General features: G+C 58.8%; 13 protein-coding genes. 9 read left to right on the top strand and 4 right to left on the bottom strand.

All coding sequences use genetic code 11. The features are described 5' to 3' along the window. The first annotated feature begins 496 nt into the window (after nucleotides 1-496). Nucleotides 497-2,080, top strand: coding sequence for a TerC family protein (locus tag KGP22_RS14360; RefSeq protein ID WP_115875802.1), 1,584 nt, complete (start codon nucleotides 497-499; stop codon nucleotides 2,078-2,080). 119 nt (nucleotides 2,081-2,199) lie between these two features. On the opposite strand, the gene asmA is transcribed toward KGP22_RS14360, so the two are convergent. The 3 genes from asmA to udk all read right to left on the bottom strand — a co-directional run bounded on the left by asmA (nucleotide 2,200) and on the right by udk (nucleotide 5,387). Then, complete coding sequence (gene asmA / locus KGP22_RS14365; protein WP_111965786.1) at nucleotides 2,200-4,050, bottom strand: outer membrane assembly protein AsmA; 1,851 nt, start codon at nucleotides 4,048-4,050, stop codon at nucleotides 2,200-2,202. 22 nt (nucleotides 4,051-4,072) lie between these two features. After that, on the bottom strand, nucleotides 4,073-4,654 hold the full coding sequence (dcd, locus tag KGP22_RS14370) for a dCTP deaminase (protein ID WP_111965787.1): 582 nt from the start codon (nucleotides 4,652-4,654) through the stop codon (nucleotides 4,073-4,075). 91 nt (nucleotides 4,655-4,745) lie between these two features. Further along, the gene (gene udk / locus KGP22_RS14375; RefSeq protein WP_008500855.1) at nucleotides 4,746-5,387 is read right to left on the bottom strand and encodes a uridine kinase; all 642 of its coding nucleotides are present in this window, start codon (nucleotides 5,385-5,387) and stop codon (nucleotides 4,746-4,748) included. A 343-nt stretch (nucleotides 5,388-5,730) separates the two neighbouring features. Here udk and KGP22_RS14380 point away from each other — a divergent pair, with 343 nt between their 5' ends. Continuing rightward, nucleotides 5,731-9,060 (top strand): diguanylate cyclase, encoded by a 3,330-nt coding sequence (locus KGP22_RS14380; RefSeq protein WP_149366514.1) that lies wholly within the window; start codon nucleotides 5,731-5,733, stop codon nucleotides 9,058-9,060. Here KGP22_RS14380 and alkA read toward each other — a convergent pair. Then, nucleotides 9,031-9,855 (bottom strand): DNA-3-methyladenine glycosylase 2, encoded by an 825-nt coding sequence (gene alkA / locus KGP22_RS14385; RefSeq protein WP_223579659.1) that lies wholly within the window; start codon nucleotides 9,853-9,855, stop codon nucleotides 9,031-9,033. The genes KGP22_RS14380 and alkA overlap by 30 nt on opposite strands. A 172-nt stretch (nucleotides 9,856-10,027) precedes the next feature. Here alkA and yegD point away from each other — a divergent pair, with 172 nt between their 5' ends. The 7 genes from yegD to baeR all read left to right on the top strand — a co-directional run bounded on the left by yegD (nucleotide 10,028) and on the right by baeR (nucleotide 22,530). Beyond that, a complete protein-coding gene (gene yegD, locus KGP22_RS14390; protein ID WP_149366512.1) occupies nucleotides 10,028-11,380 on the top strand; it encodes a molecular chaperone in 1,353 nt (450 codons plus the stop codon). Between the two features lie 212 nt (nucleotides 11,381-11,592). Then, complete coding sequence (locus tag KGP22_RS14395) at nucleotides 11,593-12,795, top strand: MdtA/MuxA family multidrug efflux RND transporter periplasmic adaptor subunit (RefSeq protein ID WP_149366511.1); 1,203 nt, start codon at nucleotides 11,593-11,595, stop codon at nucleotides 12,793-12,795. Next, complete coding sequence (locus tag KGP22_RS14400) at nucleotides 12,795-15,917, top strand: MdtB/MuxB family multidrug efflux RND transporter permease subunit (protein ID WP_149366510.1); 3,123 nt, start codon at nucleotides 12,795-12,797, stop codon at nucleotides 15,915-15,917. Before KGP22_RS14395 ends, KGP22_RS14400 begins: the two co-directional genes overlap by 1 nt. Continuing rightward, nucleotides 15,918-18,995 carry a multidrug efflux RND transporter permease subunit MdtC gene (mdtC, locus tag KGP22_RS14405; RefSeq protein ID WP_223579661.1) on the top strand — a complete coding sequence of 1,026 codons (3,078 nt, stop codon included), beginning with the start codon at nucleotides 15,918-15,920 and terminating at the stop codon, nucleotides 18,993-18,995. Beyond that, entirely contained in the window at nucleotides 18,996-20,411 is a 1,416-nt protein-coding gene (locus KGP22_RS14410; RefSeq protein ID WP_223579663.1) for an MFS transporter, read from the top strand. After that, nucleotides 20,408-21,811: a two-component system sensor histidine kinase BaeS gene (gene baeS / locus KGP22_RS14415; RefSeq protein WP_149366507.1), complete on the top strand. Its 1,404-nt coding sequence runs from the start codon at nucleotides 20,408-20,410 to the stop codon at nucleotides 21,809-21,811. The genes KGP22_RS14410 and baeS overlap by 4 nt, the downstream gene beginning before the upstream one ends. Next, on the top strand, nucleotides 21,808-22,530 hold the full coding sequence (gene baeR / locus KGP22_RS14420; RefSeq protein ID WP_111965796.1) for a two-component system response regulator BaeR: 723 nt from the start codon (nucleotides 21,808-21,810) through the stop codon (nucleotides 22,528-22,530). Before baeS ends, baeR begins: the two co-directional genes overlap by 4 nt. Nucleotides 22,531-22,688 lie beyond the last annotated feature (158 nt).

The raw sequence follows: 22,688 nt of genomic DNA on the forward strand, positions 1-22,688 counted from the left end.
TTTCAGTTACCAATCCACTGACTAAACAATGTGTTATGGATAGACACCCTCTTGAGCAAGGTCTTCTGGAAATATATCAGTCGCTTGAGAAACCCGACGAATAATGAATAACCATCCCTGAAGACCGAACATTAATAGCAACACCGAGATTTAACATTTGATGCTGGGAGAATTGTTGCAGCTAACCTAATAGCAGGCAAGGAGACAACTGTCCTAATATCGGTTTTTAAGATTAATATTAAGAGCAAATTTTTGACCTTTTAGGATTTTCTTTATATTGACAAAATGAAAGTAAAAATCATCGCCTGCGATATATCCTAAAATGTTTTCCCTGTAATTAAATATACGTATTTCGCTTATTTACAGATTATTGAGAATGCTCTCTTTTTTACCCGTCGTATTAAGAGAAATCTCAGCCCGGCATTGCAATTTCCCCCAGCTTTATCCATGATCGAAGTGTGACATTTGTCATATTACAGAAGGTATTGCTATTACTATGGAATGGATTGCCGATCCCTCAATCTGGGCCGGGCTGGTTACGCTGGTCGTCATCGAGCTGGTGCTCGGGATTGATAATCTGGTCTTTATCGCCATCCTCGCTGAAAAACTGCCTCCTTCCCAGCGCGACCGCGCGCGCGTAACGGGTCTGCTGCTGGCTATGGTGATGCGGCTACTGCTGCTGGCCTCTATCTCCTGGCTGGTGACGCTCACTCAGCCTCTGTTCTCCATTCACGGTCTGAGCTTTAGCGCCCGCGATCTGATCATGCTCTTCGGCGGGTTGTTCCTGCTGTTTAAAGCCACCGTGGAGCTCAACGAGAGGCTGGAGGGCAAAGACAGCGAGAACCCGACCCAGCGCCGCGGGGCGAAATTCTGGCCGGTGGTGGCGCAAATCGTGGTGCTGGATGCGGTCTTCTCCCTTGACTCGGTGATCACCGCCGTCGGGATGGTGGACCACCTTGCGGTGATGATGGCCGCAGTCATTATTGCCATCACGCTGATGGTAATGGCCAGCAAGGCGCTGACCCGCTTCGTGAACAGTCACCCGACCATCGTGATCCTCTGTCTGAGCTTCCTGCTGATGATTGGCTTTAGCCTGGTGGCCGACGGCTTTGGCTTCCATATTCCGAAAGGCTACCTGTATGCCGCCATCGGATTCTCCGTCATGATTGAAGCGCTTAACCAGCTGGCGATATTTAACCGCCGCCGCTTCCTTTCCGCGAATCAGACCCTGCGTCAGCGCACGGCCGACACGGTTATGCGCCTGTTAAGCGGTAAGAAAGAGGATGCCGAGCTTGACGCCGAATCCTCCGCCATGCTGGCCGATCACAGCGACGGGCAGATCTTTAACCCGCAGGAACGGCTGATGATTGAGCGGGTGCTCAATCTCAATCAGCGGACGGTTAGCAGCATCATGACATCGCGACATGACATTGAACATATCGACCTGACGGCCCCGGAAGCGCACGTTCGCGCACTGCTGGATAAAAACCAGCACACCCGCGTGGTGGTGACCGGCGGTGAAGAAGAAGATGAGCTGCTGGGCGTGGTGCACGTTATTGACCTGCTCCAGCAGCAGCTTCACGGTGAGCCGCTCAATCTCCGCGTCCTGGTCCGCCAGCCGCTGGTATTCCCGGAAGGGCTACCGCTACTTTCCGCCCTGGAGCAATTCCGTAACGCGCGCACGCACTTTGCCTTTGTAGTAGATGAGTTTGGTTCAGTGGAAGGGCTGGTCACGCTCAGCGACGTGATGGAAACGATCGCCGGTAATCTGCCTAACGAGGTGGATGAGATTGACGCGCGCCACGACATTCAGAAAAACGCAGACGGCTCCTGGACGGCTAACGGCCACATGCCGCTGGAAGACCTGGTGCAATACGTGCCGCTGCCGCTGGATGAAAAACGAGAATATCACACCATTGCCGGCCTGCTGATGGAGTACTTGCAGCGTATCCCGCAGCCGGGAGAAGAGGTTCAGGTGGGAGACTATCTGCTCAAAACGCTGCAGATTGAAAACCATCGCGTGCAGAAGGTTCAGCTCATTCCGCTGCGGGATGAAGAAGAACTGGATTTTGAGGTTTAGGTAAAAAAAAACGGCAACCCGGTTGCCGTTTTAGTATTTGCTCCCTCTCCCGTGGGAGAGGGTCGGGGTGAGGGCATCAGGCCGCACTGGCCTCCGGGTAAGGCGAGGCACAACGGACATCACAGCTTATCCAGCAGCTTTTTCACATCCTTGCCGTCCTGTGAATCTTTATTACGATCCGCCCAGCCGCTAAGCCGACGTTTCGCTTCATCCTGCAGATGCTTGCGCAGGATCTGATCCACCTGCAGGCTGTAATTCAGTGCCTGCCATTTGCCGTATACGGTCAGCGGGACCGGCGTCTCTTTCAGGAAGTCGATGAGCTTGCTTTCACCCTGCCAGCCGGAAAGTACCCGAACGTTAAAGCGCGTATCCGCCGTCTCTTTCACCAGATCCAGCTTGCCTTCACCGGTCACAGATAAGAGTGAAGAGTCGCCCTGCATTCCGTCGAGAGTAAGCTGGCCGTTGTCCAGCGTCAGGTCCGCGGTGAAGCTCTCGAGGCGGGTGGCGCTGTCGTAGTTATCCTGGGCTTTTACATCGCTGCTGCGCTCAACCGCCTGCTGCACCAGCTGCTGGAAGTTAAGCCCTTCCATACGGGAATTTTTCAGATCGAGATGCGCCTGCCCCTGCCACTCGCGGCGGAAAGCATCGGCATCAATTTGCGAACCTGAGAAGTCACCCGCGAGCGTCAACTGCCCCGTCAGGGATATCGGGTAGTTAAACGCCTTCAGGATGGTGCCTATCTCAACATTGTCGAGACGCGGCTGGAATTCGGCGCTGGCAACGTCTTTACGGACATCCAGCGTACCGGGCAGCGAGAGGTTTCCTGCGCCCATCTTACCGCTCAGTTCGGAGATCACCAGCAAACCGTTATGGTTAAACATCTGGCTGCTCACGTCGGTAAATTCCATGCCTCGCCAGCGCAGGCTATTGGCTTTCAGCAGAATATCCGCCGTGAATCCACGCAGGGCGTTATAGTCAGGCTGATCGAGATTAGACGAGATGACCGGACGTGATACCGGTGCCTGGCTTTGCCCCGTCTGCGTGGCATCGCTGTCCGTGGCGCTGGCTGGCAGAGGCGGCAACAGGTTTTCAAGGTTGAGCCTGTCAAACTGCAGATTCAGCACCCACTTCGGCTTCTCTTCGAGCGTGACGCTCGCCTGCCCCTTCAGGCTACTGTCATTAGCCTGCAGGTTGAGATTATCCAGCTCCAGCTGTTTTTGTTCTTCGCGCCATACGGCCTGCAGCGTTCCCTGCCCGGCGATCCCCAGGGCGGGAAGATCTGCCCCCGTCAGCTGCCAGTTAAGCTGCTGGATATCAGCCGTGAGCTGATGCGGGTAGTCTGACGCATTCACATTCGCATTCAGCGACAGGGTCAAATCACGCTGATCGCGATTCACGCGTCCGCTAAACTCTACCGTCGCAAGGTGGTGAGCATCCTGTTCCATCTGTAGGTTAATGTCGCGAACGGTCACCTGCTCCTGGTGTTCATGCTGGAAAACTAACACGCTATCGGCAACTTTCAGCTTGCCGATATCAAAAGACCAGCCAGTATCGGACGGCTCATCAGGAAGGGTATTCTCGCGCGGCGCGACCGGCGCATTTGCATCACGCACGGCTTCGGTTTGTGGGGTGAGCTGAATCACCGCGCCTTTCAGCATCACCTGCTTAACCTGCAGCTGATGGGAAATGAGCGGGATCAGCGCCACATCAAGGCGCATGTTGTCTGCGGACACCAGCGGCTGGGACGCTCCCGGCGCGGTGAGCGACATGCGGCCAGAGAGAATGCTGAGCTGCGGCCAGACGTGCCAGCGCAGCGGCCCGTCAAGATTCAGTTGATAACCACTGCGTGCCTCGACCTGCCGCACCATGTAAGTGCGGAAATCGTTGGGGTTAACCAGCAGAACCAACGCCGAAAGGCCAGCCACCAGCACCACCAGCAAAATCATCAGCGTTGTCAGAACTCTTCTCATGGCATCCTCAATGGGCTAACGATCAGTCTTTATCAATGCGGCTGGCAACCGCGCCCTGCTGGTCGCGATATTTTGCGTCCTGCCGACGGTTATAAGGACGATCTGCCGGGCCTGACAGCGGTTCAAAACTTAACGCGCCGATCATCATTCCCGGACGCAGCGCCAGCGGTAATTTACCGGCATTGAAGAATTCCAGAACGATACGCCCCGACCAGCCGGGATCGATACGGTGCGCGGTCACGTGAACCATCAGCCCCAGTCTCGCCAGCGAAGAACGGCCATCAAGCCAGCCGACCAGGTCCGCAGGCAGGGTTACAGATTCAAACGTCACCGCCAGGGCCAGTTCACCCGGATGCAGATAAAAAGCTTCGCCCTCGTCGATAACGATTTCGTCACTCATCACACGATCGAGCGCAGCGCTGACTTCGTCCTTCGGCCCGCTGAGGTCAATGAACGGTGCGGTATGGCCGCTAAAGGTGCGGAATTTATTCCCCAACCGTACATCAACGGTCACACCATTGATACGCTCAATGGGTGGACGTGGGGTAATAGACAAACGGCCTTCATCCAGCCAGGCTTCTATATCGCGATCACAAAGACGCATGGCACTTTCTCCTTTCATGCATCGTACCCTGAGGCGGTAAGCGCTCAGGGTAAAACCAGGTTATCTCTGAACGGTACACAATTCACGCGGCTTATTCAAAAAACTGGCTGATTTTCGCTTTTAAGATATCTATAGCAATGCGGTTTTTACCCCCGCGCGGCACAATGATATCGGCGTATTGTTTGGATGGCTCAATAAACTGCAGGAACATCGGGCGAACCGTTTTCTGGTATTGCGCCATGACGGAGTCCATCGAACGGCCGCGCTCATTCACGTCACGCTTGATGCGGCGCATCAGGCAGATATCCAGCGGAGTATCAACGAAAATCGAGAAGTTCATGGATTCACGCAGGCGGGCGTCGGTCAGAAGCAGGATGCCTTCGAGGATAATGACCTTTTTCGGCTCGATGCGGATGGTTTCCTGGGTGCGGGTGTGTTCTACGTAACTGTAAACGGGCAGTTCAATCGCCTGGCCGCTTTTGAGCGCTTCTAAATGCTGGAACAGCAAGCTGTGATCCATTGCATTTGGGTGGTCATAGTTCGTTTTAACGCGCTCTTCCATCGACAGATGGGATTGATCTTTGTAATAGCTGTCTTCGGGAATGACGCCGATATGCTCATCACCTACTTGTTCACGCAGTTCGCGATAAAGCGTACTGGCAATTAGACTTTTACCTGAAGCCGATGCGCCGGCGATGCCTATAATGACGCACTGATGAGACTTATCAGTCATAAATTTAGCGACCTGATTAACCTGGATGTTAAGGAAGGACGACGCCGGAGCGTCAAACGCGGCAATTATAGGGATTTCGCGGGCGTGATACCAGTCGAATGCACAGGTTCTGCGAGACTGGGCTAAAAGTGACGTCTTATTCCCTGAGTGAAATTTAAATGAGCGTTTTTTCAGCGTTTAACCGTTTTTTTTCACGGAGCTTCTATTTAATAAGTCTGTGGTGTCAAATTCTGAGCGGTCACCATATGAATTGTAAATTGTTTGTACTAGCATAAACCAAATTATCAAATTCACGCGTTCGGACATCTTCCCTGACGGCATGGCGTCTCTGGATAAAGCGGTAATGAATAAACAATACCAGCGGGTTTTGGTTACCACCCCACATCCTTTAATACGACTTGTCTGTCTGGGCCTGGTCACCTTTATCTTTACCTTATTTTCGCTGGAGCTCACCCGGTTCGGCACCCTGCTGGCCCCGCTCTGGTTCCCCACCGCCATTATGATGGTGGCGTTTTACCGCCATGCAGGAAAAATGTGGCCGGGAATCGCCCTGGCCTGTTCGTTCGGCAATATTCTGGCCACATGGATGCTGTTTTCGTGGGGATCGATAAACCTCACCTACACCTCAATTAACGTGGTTGAAGCCTTTACCGGTGCGTTATTGCTGCGCAAATTGCTGCCGTGGTACAACCCGCTGCAGAATCTGAATGACTGGATCCGGGTGGCCATCGGCAGCGCCGTGATACCGCCCCTGGTGGGCGGCGTCCTGGTATCTCTGCTGGCGCCCGGCCCTGAACCAGCGCGTAATTTCTTCGTCTGGGTGTTGTCTGAAGCCATTGGCGCGCTGGCGGTGGTACCACTGGGACTGTTGTTTAAACCGCATTATCTGCTGCGCCACCGTGACCCACGATTGCTGCTGGAAACCCTGACCACCCTGGCCGTGACGCTGGCCCTCAGTTGGGCAGCCATTACCTGGCTGCCGTGGCCTTTCACCTGCGTTATCGTTTTGCTTATGTGGAGCGCGGTGCGCTTGCCGCGAATGGAAGCGTTCATGGTGTTTCTTGTCACCGTGATGGTTGTGTCGCTGATGATTGCCCGGAACCCTGTGGCGCTGACAACCCAGCACGTCGGGCCGATGTTGAACGCCCCCTGGCTGCCGTTTCTGATGCTGCTCCTGCCTGCCAACGTGATGACCATGGTGATGTACGCCTTCCGCGCCGAGCGCAAGCACATTACCGAAAGCGAGGAGCGTTTCCGCAATGCGATGGAGTATTCCGCCATCGGTATGGCGCTGGTCAGCATCGAAGGTAAATGGCTTCAGGCTAACAAGGCGCTGTGCAATTTCCTCGGTTACAGCCAGACGGAGCTCCAGTCGCTGACCTTCCAGCAGCTCACCTGGCCGGAAGATCTGAATACCGACCTGGAGCAGCTCGAACAGCTGGTCAACGGCGACATCAACACTTACACCCTCGAGAAGCGCTATTACACCCGCGACGGGGAAGTGGTCTGGGCGCTGCTTGCCGTCTCCGTCGTGCGCCATGCCGACGGCTCGCCGCTCTACTTTATCGCCCAGATTGAAGACATTAACGACCTGAAGCAGACCGAGTGGGTCAATAAGCGCCTGATGGAGCGCATTACGCTTGCTAACGAAGCGGGCGGCATCGGCATCTGGGAGTGGGATCTCGAGCCAGACATCATCAGCTGGGACAAGCGGATGTTTGAGCTGTATGAAATCCCGCCGCATATCAAGCCTACCTGGCAGCTCTGGCACGATACGATGCTGCCGGAAGATCGTGCCCACGCTGAGAAGGTGCTGCGGGACTCGCTGATATCCCGTCTGCCGTTTAAGCTGGAATTCCGCATCCGCGTGAAGGAAGGCGTGCGCCATATTCGCTCCCTGGCGAACCGGGTGCTCAATAAGCAGGGCGAAGTCGAACGGCTGCTCGGTATCAACATGGACATGACCGAGGTTAAGCAGCTTAACGAGGCGCTTTTCCAGGAAAAAGAGCGGCTACACATCACGCTCGACTCTATCGGTGAAGCGGTGCTGTGCACCGATATCAACATGAACGTCACCTTTATGAACCCGGTCGCGGAGAAAATGAGCGGCTGGCTGCAGACCGAAGCTATCGGCCAGCCGATCCTGAAGGTGTTGCATATCACCTTTGGTGAAAAAGGGCCGCTGATGGAGAATATTCACAGCGGCGATATGTCCCGTTCTGATATCGATCAGGACGTGGTGCTGAACTGCCGTACCGGTGGTAATTTTGATATTCATTACAGCATTACGCCGCTCAGCACGCTGGATGGACAGAATATTGGCTCGGTTATCGTGATTCAGGACGTGACAGAGTCGCGCAAAATGCTGCGCCAGCTGAGCTACAGCGCCTCCCACGATGCCCTGACCCATCTGGCAAACCGGGTCAGCTTCGAAAATCATCTCAAACGACTCCTGCAGACCGTTCGCGAAACGCGACAGCGCCATGCCCTTGTCTTTATCGATCTCGATCGCTTTAAAGCCGTCAACGATACGGCGGGCCATGCGGCGGGCGATGCCCTGCTGCGGGAACTCTCTTCTCTGATGCTGACCATGCTCCGCTCCAGCGACGTGCTGGCGCGTCTGGGCGGGGATGAGTTTGGGTTACTGTTACCGGAATGCAATATTGAAAGCGCGCGCTATATTGCCGGTCGCCTGATTCATGCCATCAACGACTATCACTTTATGTGGGAAGGCCGCCTGCACCGGATCGGCGCCAGCGCAGGTATCACGCTGATTGATGAAAATAACCATCAGGCGTCAGAGGTAATGTCGCAGGCGGATATTGCCTGTTACGCCTCAAAAAACAACGGGCGCGGTACTGTGACGGTTTACGAACCCCAGCAGGAGCGGGATCACAACACGCGCAGCATGATGTCGCTTGATGAACAGTGGCACATGATTAAAGACAATCATCTGATGATGATCGCCCGCAGCGTCGCCTCCCCGCGCATCCCGGAAAGCAGTAATTTCTGGCTGCTTTCGTTACGCCTGTGGACCAGCCAGGGTGAAGTACAGGAGGAGCATGCCTTCCGTTCGGGCCTGGCGGAGCCTGAGCTTTTGCACGCCCTCGACAGACGTATCTTTAGTGAATTTTTCCGTGCCTCCGCCGCGCAGGTGGCCAGTAAAGGCATGGGCGTGGCACTGCCGCTTTCTGAGGCCGGTTTAGCCAGCGTAACGCTGGTCGATGAACTTCTCGAGCTGCTGGATAAAAGCCCCATGCCGGGCCGTCTCCTGCATCTGGTTATCTCTGCCGACGTGGTGTGCAGCCCGGATAAAAACCTGCAACGGGGTCTGCAAAAGCTTCGCCAGGCGGGCTGCCGTGTGATCTTCAGTCAGATAGGACGCGACATGAACGTCTTCACGCACCTGAGCCCGAACATGGCCGACTATCTGATGCTGGACGCAGAGGTGGTCAGCAACGTCTATGGCAATCTGATGGATGAGATGATGGTGACCATTGTTCAGGGCCACGCCCAGCGTCTGGGAATGAAGACCATAGCAGGGCCGTGTAATCAGCCCATCATGATGGATACGCTCTCGGGCATCGGCATTGATTTTATCTATGGCGACACTATCGCCGAGCCGCAGCCATTAGATCTTCTGCTAAACACCAGCTATTTCGCCATCAACTGACGGTGCCCAGCCGTTGGTATACCAGATGTGCAGCAGCGCGTAGGAGCGCCACGGTTTCCAGCGTTCGGCATAACGACGAATTTGCGCGGGCGTCATTCCTGCGAAGCGTTGCTTAATCAGGTAATCATCCGGCAGAAACACATCTTTCGCCTGCCAGCCGCGCAGGGCCAGATAATTTGCCGTCCAGCGCCCTATCCCCGGCCGCTGCTGTAGCGCCTTCATCCCCTCTTCTATATTCACGGGCGGGAAAAGCGGAAACGTCCCGTCGATAACCGACTGCGCCAGGTGAATTAACGACTCCGCCCGCTTTACCGGCATGCCCAACGCTTTCAGCGCCAGCGGGTCCGCTGCGGCCAGCGCCTGCGGCGTGGGGAAGCAGAGATAGCGCGGGCAATCCGCCACCGGTTCGCCACATAACGCCACCACGCGCGAAGCCAGCTTCGCCGCCATTGCTACGCTCACGAGCTGCCCGAGGATCGCCCGGACGCCCTGCTCGTACGCATCCATCGATCCCGGCAAACGTAAGCCCGGCCTTGCAGCCCCGAGATCGCCCAGCGTATCCGCTATGTGCTGCGGGTTGCAGGAGAGATCGAACAGGCGTTCTATGCGCTCGAGGCATGCCTGCGCAACCGGAATCAACCCCGGACTGAGCGTCACGGTCAGCGTATGGGCTGCGATATCCGGCGTCACGCGAAATATTCCCTGATGCCCTTCGCAGGCAAAACTGCGCTCGTAGTAGTCGTTTGTGACGGTTTCAATGCTCGTCACCGCACGCGCGCCAAGAAAGCCAAACATCCACTGCCAGTCGTAAGGGGGAAGTCAGTTCAGGGTGTACATCGTCTCTCCTTTTGGGTTCTTCACAGCATAAACGGAAAGGTCCTGTTTCGCCTTGCTTTCATATTCCTGTTGTCGCCATGCGGACATTTCGTTAAAGTCTCGCCCCTTCTCACCGGCATGGGGATTCATCGTGTTTATTGGATTTGACTACGGTACGGCAAACTGCTCGGTTGCGATTATGCAAAACGGGCAGCCACGGCTCCTGAAAATGGAAAAAGAGAGCACGCTGCTGCCGTCTATGCTCTGCGCACCGACGCGTGAAGCGGTGAGCGAATGGCTGTTCCGCCACCATCAGGTTCCGGCCACGGCGGCGGAGACCCAGGCGCTGCTGCGCCGGGCGGTCAGCTTTAACCGTGAGGAAGATATCGACGTTACGCCGTCCAGCGTGCAGTTCGGCCTCTCTTCGCTCGGGCACTACATTGAAGATCACGAAGAAGTCTATTTCGTTAAGTCGCCAAAATCCTTCCTCGGCGCCAGCGGCCTGAAGCCGCAGCAGGTCGCGTTGTTCGAAGACCTGGTGTGCGCGATGATGCTGCATATTCGCAATCAGGCGCAGACGCAGGTCACCGATGCGATTACCCAGGCGGTGATTGGCCGCCCGATCAACTTCCAGGGGCTGGGCGGCGACGAGGCCAACCAGCAGGCGCAGGGGATCCTTGAACGCGCGGCGCACCGCGCAGGCTTCCGCGATGTGGTATTCCAGTATGAACCGGTTGCCGCGGGGCTGGACTTTGAAGCCACGCTGACGGAAGAGAAGCGCGTATTGGTCGTGGATATCGGCGGGGGCACGACGGACTGCTCGCTGCTGCTGATGGGCCCCGAATGGCATAACCGTCGCGATCGTGAAAACAGCCTGCTCGGGCACAGCGGCTGCCGCGTAGGCGGTAACGATCTCGATATCGCGCTGGCATTCAAAAGCCTGATGCCGCTGCTCGGCATGGGCGGTCAGACGGAAAAAGGCATCGCCCTGCCGATCCTGCCGTGGTGGAATGCGATTGCTATCAACGATGTACCTGCGCAAAGTGATTTTTACAGCACCGCGAACGGCCGCTTCCTTAACGATCTGGTTCGCGACGCGCAGGACGCCGAAAAAGTCGCCCTCCTCTATAAAGTGTGGCGCCAGCGTCTGAGCTACCGCGTGGTACGTACCGCGGAAGAGAGTAAAATCGCCCTTTCCGACCGCGCCGAGCATGCGGTCTCCCTGCCGTTCATCAGCGACGAACTGGCCACCGCCATTTCGCAGGACGGTCTGGAGACGGCGCTTGCCCAGCCGCTGCAGCGCATTCTGGAACAGGTGCAGCTGGCGCTGGAGAACGGCAAAGAGAAGCCGGACGTCATCTACCTGACCGGCGGTAGCGCCCGTTCACCGCTGATTAAGAAAGCGCTGGCCGAACAGCTGCCGGGTATTCCGATTGCAGGGGGCGATGATTTTGGTTCCGTTACAGCAGGGCTGGCGCGCTGGGCGCAGGTGATGTTTAGCTAGCGTTGTTGTGGTGCGGCCTGGTGCCCTCACACCGCCCCTTTCCCACAGGGAGAGGGATAAAACACCAAAAACGGCAGCGGATGTTGCCGTTTTGCGTTTACCTCCATTCAGACCATTCCTGACAGTCTTCCATATTTCCTCCATTTTTCCGCTGTGTTAGCTGACTAAACTAGTATCATTCCCCGAAGTCTTCAGGATGAGAACGTATAACGATGAAAGGCAGTAACAAACCCCGCTGGGCAATCGCCGCTGGCATCATTGTGGTGGCCCTTGCCGCCGCCTGGTACTGGCACAGCCAATCCGCGAACTCCGCAGCTCCCGCCGGTGCCAGCAATCAGGCACAGCGCCCGGCAGGCGGAGGGCGTCACGGCATGCGCGGCGGAGCCCTGGCGCCGGTACAGGCGGCGACGGCGGTGAATAAAGCCGTTCCTCGCTATCTCACAGGTCTCGGGACCATTACCGCCGCCAATACCGCCACGGTGCGCAGCCGCGTCGACGGCCAGCTCGTCGCGATCCACTTCCAGGAAGGTCAGCAGGTCAAAGCGGGCGATCTGCTGGCCGAAATTGACCCGAGCCAGTTTAAGGTTGCCCTCGCCCAGGCGCAGGGACAGCTCGCGAAAGACAAAGCCACGCTCGCCAACGCCCGCCGGGATTTAGCGCGCTACCAGCAGCTGGTGAAAACCAACCTCGTGTCTCGTCAGGAGCTTGATACCCAGCAGTCGCTGGTCAGCGAAACGCAGGGCACTATCAAAGCCGACGAAGCCGCCGTTGCCAGCGCCCAGCTGCAGCTGGACTGGAGCCGCATCACCGCGCCGATTGACGGACGCGTCGGCCTGAAGCAGGTCGATATCGGCAACCAAATCTCCAGCGGCGACACCACGGGCATCGTGGTGATCACCCAAACCCACCCGATTGATTTAGTCTTTACCCTGCCGGAAAGCGATATCGCGACCGTCATGCAGGCGCAAAAAACCGGTAAAGGCCTGGTGGTGGAAGCCTGGGACCGCACCAACAAGCAGAAACTGAGTGAAGGGTCCCTGCTCAGTCTGGATAACCAGATCGACACCACCACCGGCACCATCAAGCTGAAGGCGCGCTTTAATAACCAGGACGATGCCCTCTTCCCGAACCAGTTCGTCAATGCGCGCATGCTGGTCGCGACCGAAGAGAACGCGGTGGTGATCCCCACCGCTGCACTGCAGATGGGTAATGAAGGTAACTTTGTCTGGGTGCTTAACAGCGACAATAAGGTCAGCAAGCATCTCGTAAAAACCGGAATTCAGGACAGCCAGACGGTGGTCATCAGCGCCGGCCTTTCCGCAGGCGACCGCGTGGTCACCGACGGTATTGACCGTCTGACCGAAGGAGCCAAAGTAGAAGTGGTTGAACCGGCGAAACAGGGAGCGACCTCCTGATGCAGGTGCTGCCGCCAGGCTCTACAGGTGGGCCATCACGCCTGTTTATCCTCCGTCCTGTCGCCACCACGCTGCTGATGGTGGCGATCCTGCTCGCCGGGATTATCGGCTATCGCTTCCTGCCCGTATCGGCGCTGCCGGAAGTGGATTACCCAACCATTCAGGTGGTGACGCTCTATCCCGGCGCCAGCCCTGATGTCGTGACGTCCGCCATCACCGCCCCGCTTGAGCGCCAGTTCGGCCAGATGTCGGGGCTAAAACAGATGTCCTCCCAGAGCTCCGGCGGCGCATCCGTCGTGACGCTGCAGTTCCAGCTGACGCTGTCGCTGGACGTCGCCGAGCAGGAGGTGCAGGCCGCCATCAACGCCGCCACCAACCTGCTGCCGTCGGATCTGCCTAACCCGCCTGTCTACAGCAAGGTGAACCCGGCGGATCCGCCGATCATGACGCTGGCCGTCACCTCCTCCGCCATGCCGATGACCCAGGTAGAGGACATGGTCGAAACGCGCGTGGCGCAAAAAATTTCTCAGGTTTCCGGCGTCGGCCTCGTCACCCTGGCGGGTGGACAGCGCCCGGCGGTGCGCGTCAAGCTGAACGCGCAGGCCATCGCCGCGCTGGGGCTCACCAGTGAAACCATCCGCACCGCCATTAGCAACGCCAACGTCAACTCGGCGAAGGGCTCGCTGGACGGCCCAACCCGCGCCGTGACGCTCTCGGCGAACGACCAGATGCAGTCCGCCGACGAATATCGTCAGCTGATTATCGCCTACCAGAACGGCGCGCCGGTGCGTCTGGGCGACGTGGCGACCGTAGAACAAGGTGCGGAAAACAGCTGGCTGGGAGCCTGGGCCAACAGGCAGCAGGCGATCGTGATGAACGTGCAGCGCCAGCCGGGCGCGAACATCATCGAAACCGCCGACAGCATCCGCACCATGCTGCCGCAGCTGATCGAAAGCCTGCCGAAATCGGTCAGCGTGAAGGTGCTTTCCGACCGTACCACCAACATTCGCGCGTCGGTCACCGACACCCAGTTTGAGCTGATGCTGGCGATTGCGCTGGTGGTTATGATCATCTATCTGTTCCTGCGTAACGTCCCGGCGACCATTATTCCTGCCGTCGCCGTACCGCTCTCGCTGGTCGGCACCTTTGCGGTGATGGTGTTCCTCGATTTTTCGATCAATAACCTGACGCTGATGGCGCTCACCATCGCCACCGGGTTCGTGGTGGATGACGCCATCGTCGTTATCGAGAACATCTCGCGCTATATCGAGAAAGGCGAAAAACCGCTGGCCGCCGCGCTGAAGGGCGCAGGGGAAATCGGCTTTACCATTATCTCGCTGACCTTCTCGCTGATTGCGGTGCTGATCCCGCTGCTGTTTATGGGCGATATCGTCGGGCGGCTGTTCCGCGAGTTTGCCGTGACGCTGGCGGTCGCCATTTTGATCTCCGCCGTGGTGTCGCTGACTCTGACGCCGATGATGTGTGCCCGCATGCTGAGCCACGAGTCCCTGCGCAAGCAAAACCGCTTTTCGCGCGCCTCCGAGCGCATGTTCGAGCGCATTATTGCCGCCTATGGTCGCGTGCTGGCGAAAGTTCTGAACCATCCGTGGGCAACGCTCGGCGTGGCGCTCGGCACGCTGGCGCTCAGCGTGATGCTGTGGATTTTCATTCCGAAAGGCTTCTTCCCGATCCAGGACAACGGCATTATTCAGGGCACGCTTCAGGCCCCGCAGTCGGTCTCCTTCGCCAATATGGCACAGCGCCAGCAGCAGGTGTCTGAAATCATCATGAAGGATCCGGCGGTCGAGAGCCTGACCTCCTACGTGGGCGTCGACGGCACCAACCCGTCGCTCAACAGCGCGCGTCTGCAGATCAACCTCAAGCCGCTGGATGAACGCGACGATCGCGTCAACGCCGTCATTGAGCGTCTGCAAAACGCCGTCGCGCGCGTGCCGGGCGTTGAGCTTTACCTGCAGCCGATTCAGGATTTGACCATTGATACGCAGGTCAGCCGCACGCAGTACCAGTTCACGCTGCAGGCCACCACGCTGGATGCCCTCAGCACCTGGGTGCCGCAGCTGGTGAACAAGCTTAACACCCTGCCCCAGCTCTCCGATGTTAGCAGCGACTGGCAGGACAAAGGGCTGGCGGCGTACGTTAACGTCAACCGCGATACCGCCAGCCGTCTGGGTATCACCATGGCGGACGTGGACAACGCCCTGTACAACGCCTTCGGTCAGCGCCTGATCTCCACCATCTACACCCAGGCGAACCAGTACCGCGTGGTGCTGGAGCACAACACGGAGAACACGCCCGGCCTGGCGGGGCTGGACTCGGTGCGCCTGACCAGCAAAGACGGCGGCATTGTGCCGCTGAGCGCTATCGCCACGGTGGAAGAACGCTATACCCCGCTGTCGATCAACCATCTGGATCAGTTCCCGTCCACCACCATCTCATTTAACGTGCCGGACAACTATTCTCTGGGCGAAGCGGTGGAGGCCATTCAGGCGGCGGAAAAAGATCTCAGCTTCCCGTCCGATATTCAGACCCAGTTCCAGGGCAGCACCCTGGCGTTTCAGGCCGCGCTGGGTAACACCATCTGGCTGATCGTGGCGGCGGTCGTGGCGATGTACATCGTGCTCGGCGTGCTGTATGAAAGCTTTATCCACCCGATCACCATCCTCTCTACCCTGCCGACGGCGGGCGTGGGGGCACTGCTGGCACTGATGCTGGCGGGCAGCGAGCTGGACGTGATTGCCATCATCGGCATTATTCTGCTTATCGGGATCGTGAAGAAAAACGCCATCATGATGATCGACTTTGCCCTGGCCGCCGAGCGCGAGCAGGGCATGTCGCCGCGCGATGCGATTTTCCAGGCCTGCCTGCTGCGTTTTCGCCCCATCCTGATGACCACGCTGGCCGCCCTGCTGGGCGCGCTGCCGCTGATGCTGAGCACCGGCGTCGGCGCGGAGCTCCGTCGTCCGCTGGGTATCGGCATGGTAGGCGGTCTGCTGGTGAGCCAGGTGCTGACCCTCTTCACCACGCCGGTGATCTACCTGCTGTTTGACCGCCTGGCGCTGTGGACCAAAAGCCGCTTCCCGAAACGTGAAGAGGAGGCGTAAGTGAAGTTTTTCGCCCTCTTCATTTATCGCCCGGTGGCGACGATTTTAATCTCGCTCGCCATTACCGTCTGCGGCGTGCTGGGCTTCCGGCTGCTGCCGGTAGCGCCTCTGCCGCAGGTGGATTTCCCGGTGATCATGGTCAGCGCTTCGCTGCCAGGCGCCTCACCGGAAACCATGGCCTCGTCGGTTGCCACGCCGCTGGAGCGTTCGCTCGGGCGGATTGCGGGGGTCAACGAGATGACCTCCAGCAGCTCGCTGGGCAGCACGCGCATCATTCTGGAGTTCAGCTTCGACCGGGATATTAACGGCGCAGCGCGCGACGTGCAGGCGGCCATCAACGCCGCGCAAAGCCTACTGCCGAGCGGGATGCCGAGCCGCCCAACCTACCGCAAGGCCAACCCGTCCGACGCGCCGATCATGATCCTGACGCTGACCTCGGATACGTACTCGCAGGGGCAGCTGTACGACTTTGCATCCACCCAGCTGGCGCAGACAATCTCACAAATTAACGGCGTCGGCGACGTGAGCGTTGGCGGGAGTTCCCTGCCCGCGGTGCGCGTGGGGTTAAACCCGCAGGCGCTGTTTAACCAGGGCGTGTCGCTGGACGACGTGCGCTCCGCCATCAGCAACGCCAACGTGCGTAAACCGCAGGGAGCGATTGAGGACGGCAGCCACCGCTGGCAGATCCACACCAACGACGAGCTGAAAACCGCGGCGGAATATCAACCGCTCATCATCCACTATAACAACGGCGCGGCGGTGCGATTAAGCGACGTTGCCAGCGTCACCGATTCGGTGCAGGACGTGCGTAACGCCGGGATGACTAACGCAAAGCCGGCGATTCTGCTGATGATCCGCAAGCTGCCGGAGGCCAACATTATCGAGACGGTGAACAGCATTCGCGCCCGTCTTCCGGACCTGCAGGAGACCATACCGGCGGCGATCGATCTGCAAATTGCCCAGGATCGCTCCCCGACCATTCGCGCCTCGCTGGAAGAGGTAGAGCAAACGCTGGTGATCTCCGTCGCGCTGGTGATCCTGGTGGTCTTCCTGTTCCTGCGATCCGGCCGCGCGACGCTTATTCCGGCGGTCGCCGTGCCGGTCTCGCTGATCGGTACCTTTGCCGCCATGTATCTGTGCGGGTTTAGCCTCAACAACCTGTCGCTGATGGCCCTGACGATTGCGACGGGTTTCGTGGTGGATGACGCCATCGTGGTGCTGGAGAACATTTCCCGCCATCTGGAAGCGGGCGTGAAACCGCTGCAGGCCGCGCTGCAGGGCACGCGCGAGGTGGGCTTTACGGTACTCTCCATGAGCCTGTCGCTGGTCGCGGTGTTCCTGCCGCTGCTGCTGATGGGCGGGCTGCCGGGCCGGTTGCTGCGCGAGTTTGCCGTCACTCTCTCCGTCGCCATCGGCATTTCGCTGGTCATCTCCTTAACGCTGACGCCAATGATGTGCGGCTGGATGCTCAAGCGCAGCAAACCCCATTCGCAGCCGCGCCGCAAAGGCTTTGGTCGCCTCCTGATCGCCATGCAGGAAGGCTACGGCAAATCGCTGAAGTGGGTGCTGAACCATACCCGACTGGTCGGTCTGGTGCTGATCGGCACCATCGTGCTTAACGTCTGGATGTACATCACCATCCCGAAAACCTTCTTCCCGGAGCAGGACACCGGCGTGCTGATGGGGGGGATTCAGGCGGACCAGAGCATTTCGTTCCAGGCGATGCGCGGCAAGCTGCAGGACTTTATGAAGATCATTCGTGAAGACAACGCCGTGGATAACGTCACCGGCTTTACCGGCGGGTCACGCGTTAACAGCGGGATGATGTTTATTACCCTGAAACCGCGCGGCGAGCGCAACGAAACCGCCCAGCAGGTGATTGACCGCCTGCGGGTGAAGCTCGCCAAAGAGCCGGGGGCAAACCTGTTTTTGATGGCCGTTCAGGATATCCGCGTCGGCGGGCGACAGGCGAACGCCAGCTATCAGTACACGCTGCTCTCGGACGATTTGGCCGCCCTGCGCGAGTGGGAGCCGAAGATCCGCAAGGCGCTAGCCGCCCTGCCGGAGCTGGCGGACGTGAACTCCGATCAGCAGGACAACGGTGCCGAGATGGCGCTGACCTACGACCGCGAAACCATGTCGCGGCTGGGTATTAATGTTGAAGCCGCCAACAGCCTGCTGAACAACGCCTTCGGCCAGCGCGAGATCTCCACCATCTACCAGCCGATGAACCAGTACAAGGTGGTAATGGAAGTTGACCCGCGCTACACCCAGGACATCAGCGCCCTGGACAAAATGTTTGTGATTAACAACGACGGCAAGGCGATTCCACTCTCCTACTTCGCCAGCTGGCAGCCTGCCAACGCGCCGCTGTCGGTGAACCATCAGGGGCTTTCGGCGGCATCGACCATCTCCTTTAACCTGCCCGCCGGTTCGTCACTTTCTGAGGCCAGCGACGCAATCAACCGCGCGATGACCCAGCTTGGCGTGCCGTCCACCGTGCGCGGCAGCTTTGCCGGGACCGCGCAGGTGTTCCAGGAGACGATGAACTCGCAGGTAATTTTGATTCTGGCCGCCATCGCCACGGTCTATATTGTGCTGGGCGTGCTGTACGAAAGCTACGTGCACCCGCTGACCATTCTCTCGACGCTACCGTCGGCGGGCGTGGGGGCACTGCTGGCCCTGGAGCTGTTCGGCGCGCCGTTCAGCCTTATCGCGCTCATCGGGATCATGCTGCTGATCGGTATCGTGAAGAAAAACGCCATCATGATGGTGGACTTCGCGCTGGACGCCCAGCGCAACGGCAATCTGTCGCCGGAAGAAGCCATCTTCCAGGCCTGCCTGCTGCGCTTCCGTCCGATTATGATGACCACCCTGGCGGCGCTTTTTGGCGCGCTGCCGCTGGTTATCTCGGGCGGCGACGGCTCAGAACTGCGCCAGCCGCTGGGGATCACCATTGTCGGCGGCCTGGTGATGAGCCAGCTGCTGACGCTGTACACCACGCCGGTGGTCTATCTGTTCTTCGACCGCCTGCGGCTGCGCTTCTCGCGTAAAAACAGAACCACGGTGACCGAGTAAATGACCGATCTCCCCGCCAACGTTCGCTGGCAGTTATGGATAGTCGCCTTCGGCTTCTTTATGCAGTCGCTGGATACGACCATCGTCAACACCGCCCTCCCCTCCATGGCGAAAAGCCTGGGGGAGAGCCCGCTGCATATGCACATGGTGATTGTCTCCTACGTGCTGACGGTGGCCGTGATGCTGCCCGCCAGCGGCTGGCTGGCCGATAAGGTCGGCGTGCGGAACATCTTTTTTACCGCCATCGTGCTGTTTACCACCGGCTCGCTGTTTTGCGCCCAGGCCAATACCCTCGACCAGCTGGTGACGGCGCGCGTGCTGCAGGGCATCGGCGGGGCGATGATGGTGCCCGTCGGGCGGCTAACGGTGATGAAGATTGTGCCGCGCGAGCAGTACATGGCGGCGATGACCTTTGTGACCCTACCCGGTCAGGTGGGGCCGCTGCTGGGCCCGGCGCTGGGCGGCATTCTGGTGGAGTACGCCTCGTGGCACTGGATCTTCTTAATCAACCTGCCGGTGGGCATCATCGGTGCCATCGCCACCCTGGCGCTGATGCCGAACTACAAAATGCAGACGCGGCGCTTTGATTTCTTCGGTTTTATCCTGCTGGCGGCGGGCATGGCTACGCTTACCCTGGCGCTGGACGGGCAAAAAGGGCTCGGGATTTCCCCCCTGACGCTGGGTATTCTGGTCGCTCTCGGCGTCATCGCTATTTTGTGGTATCTGCGGCATGCCAGAGGTAACGATAAGGCGCTGTTCAGCCTGAACCTGTTTAAAAACCCTACCTACCGCCTTGGCCTGTTCGGCAGCTTCGCCGGGCGCGTCGGCAGCGGGATGCTGCCGTTTATGACGCCCGTTTTTCTGCAAATTGGCATGGGCTTTTCGCCGTTCCACGCGGGCCTGATGATGATCCCGATGGTGCTCGGCAGCATGGGGATGAAGCGCATCGTGGTGCAGGTCGTCAACCGCTTTGGTTACCGGCACGTGCTGGTGGCCGCCACGCTGGGGCTGGCGCTGGTCAGCCTACTGTTTATGGCCGTGGCGCTGATGGGCTGGTACTACGCTCTACCGCTGGTGCTGTTCTGCCAGGGGATTGTCAACTCCATGCGCTTCTCGTCGATGAACACCCTGACGCTGAAGGACCTGCCGGACGATCTGGCGAGCAGCGGCAACAGCCTGCTGTCGATGATCATGCAGCTCTCAATGAGCGTGGGCGTCACCATTGCCGGCCTGCTGCTCGGCATGTACGGCCAGCACCATCTCAGCGTCGACACGCCGGTGGCGCATCAGGTCTTTTTGTATACCTACCTCAGCATGGCGGTCATCATCGCCCTGCCCGCTTTCATCTTCGCCAGAGTGCCGGATGATACCAGCAAGAACGTCGTGATTAGGCGCGGCAAAAGGAGTGGCTCATGAAATTCTGGCGTCCGGGTATTACCGGCAAGCTCTTTGTAGCGATCTTCGCCACCTGTATCGTCCTGCTGATCACCATGCACTGGGCGGTGCGGGTAAGCTTCGAGCGCGGCTTTATTGATTACATCAAGCATGGCAATGAACAGCGTTTACAGGGCTTAAGCGATGCGCTGAGTGAACAGTACGCCCAACACGGCAACTGGCGTTTTCTGCGCAATAACGACCGCTTTATTTTCCAGATCCTGCGCTCGCTGGAGCACGATACCGGTGACGATCGCCCGGGGCCGGGCATGCCGCCGCACGGCTGGCGCACCCAGTTCTGGGTGATCGACCAGGATATGCGCCCCTTGGTTGGCCCGCGCGCGCCGATACCGCCGGACGGCACCCGGCGGGCAATTAAAGTGAATAACGCCACCGTGGGCTGGGTGATCGCCTCGCCGGTGGAGCGCCTGACGCGCAACACCGACATCAACTTTGACCGCCAGCAGCGCCGCACAAGCTGGCTGATTGTCGCCCTCTCCACGCTGCTCGCCGCGCTCGCCACCTTCCCGCTGGCGCGCGGCCTGCTCGCCCCGGTGAAACGGCTGGTGGAAGGCACGCACAAGCTGGCCGCCGGGGATTTCACCACCCGCGTCGATACCCGCAGCCAGGACGAACTGGGCAAGCTGGCGCAGGATTTTAACCAGCTCGCCAGCACGCTGGAGAAAAACCAGCAGATGCGCCGCGACTTTATGGCCGATATCTCGCACGAGCTGCGCACCCCGCTGGCGGTGCTGCGGGGCGAGCTGGAGGCCATTCAGGACGGCGTGCGCCAGTTTACGCCCGAATCGGTGGCCTCCCTGCAGGCGGAGGTGGGTACGCTCACCAAGCTGGTGGACGATCTCCACCAGCTCTCCATGTCTGACGAAGGCGCGCTGGCCTACCAGAAAGCGCCGGTGGACGTGATTAACATTCTGGAAGTGGCGAGCGGCGCCTTCCGCGAGCGGTTTGCCAGCCGCGACCTGAAAATCGACCTCTCCCTGCCGGACAGCGCGGTGGTGTTTGGCGACAAAGACCGGCTGATGCAGCTGTTCAACAACCTGCTGGAAAACAGCCTGCGTTACACCGACAGCGGCGGAGGGCTGCACATCTCCGGCAGGCAGGAAAACGGGCGCTTTGCCCTCACCTTCGCGGATTCCGCCCCCGGCGTGCAGGACGTGCAGCTGGAAAAACTGTTTGAACGTTTCTACCGTACCGAAGGCTCCCGCAACCGCGCCAGCGGCGGCTCCGGCCTGGGGCTGGCGATTTGCGTTAACATCGTCGAGGCGCATAATGGCACGATCCGCGCCGCCCATTCGCCTTTTGGCGGGGTTAGCATTACAGTAGAGTTACCTCTGGAACGGGATTTATCGAGAGAAGTATGACCGAGTTACCGATTGACGAAAACACGCCGCGCATTTTGATCGTCGAAGACGAACCCAAGCTGGGACAGCTGCTGATCGACTACTTACGCGCGGCCAGCTATGCCCCGACTCTGATAAGCCACGGCGACCAGGTGCTGCCGTATGTACGCCAGACTCCGCCGGATCTTATCCTGCTTGATTTAATGCTGCCAGGCGTTGATGGCCTGACCCTGTGCCGGGAAATTCGTCGCTTCTCCGACGTGCCGATCGTCATGGTCACCGCCAAAATTGAAGAGATTGACCGCCTGCTGGGGCTCGAAATCGGCGCGGACGACTACATCTGCAAGCCCTACAGTCCGCGCGAGGTGGTAGCCCGCGTGAAGACCATTCTGCGCCGCTGCAGGCCGCAGCGCGAGCTTCAGGTGCTGGACGCTGAAAGCCCGCTGATTGTGGATGAAAGCCGCTTCCAGGCAAGCTGGCGCGGCAAGCTGCTGGACCTGACCCCTGCGGAGTTCCGCCTGCTGAAAACCCTCTCCCACGAGCCGGGGAAAGTCTTTTCCCGCGAACAGCTGCTGAACCACCTGTACGACGATTACCGCGTAGTGACCGACCGCACCATCGACAGCCATATCAAAAACTTGCGCCGCAAGCTGGAAGCGCTGGACGCCGAACAGTCGTTTATTCGCGCGGTGTATGGCGTGGGGTATCGCTGGGAAGCGGATGCGTGCAGGATTGCCTAGTCATCCGCAGGTCAATCCAGGCCGGGTAAGGCGAAGCCGCCACCCGGCACAATAACTTTACCTCCCTGCCCCGCAGCGCTACAATGCCCGCCCTTAAAGTGGGGGATCTCCCCTTACCGCTGCACCAGGTGCACGCGGATCTGACCTGTCATCAGAAC

The sequence above is a fragment of the Enterobacter sp. JBIWA005 genome (assembly GCF_019968805.1).
GTDB lineage: Bacteria > Pseudomonadota > Gammaproteobacteria > Enterobacterales > Enterobacteriaceae > Enterobacter > Enterobacter vonholyi.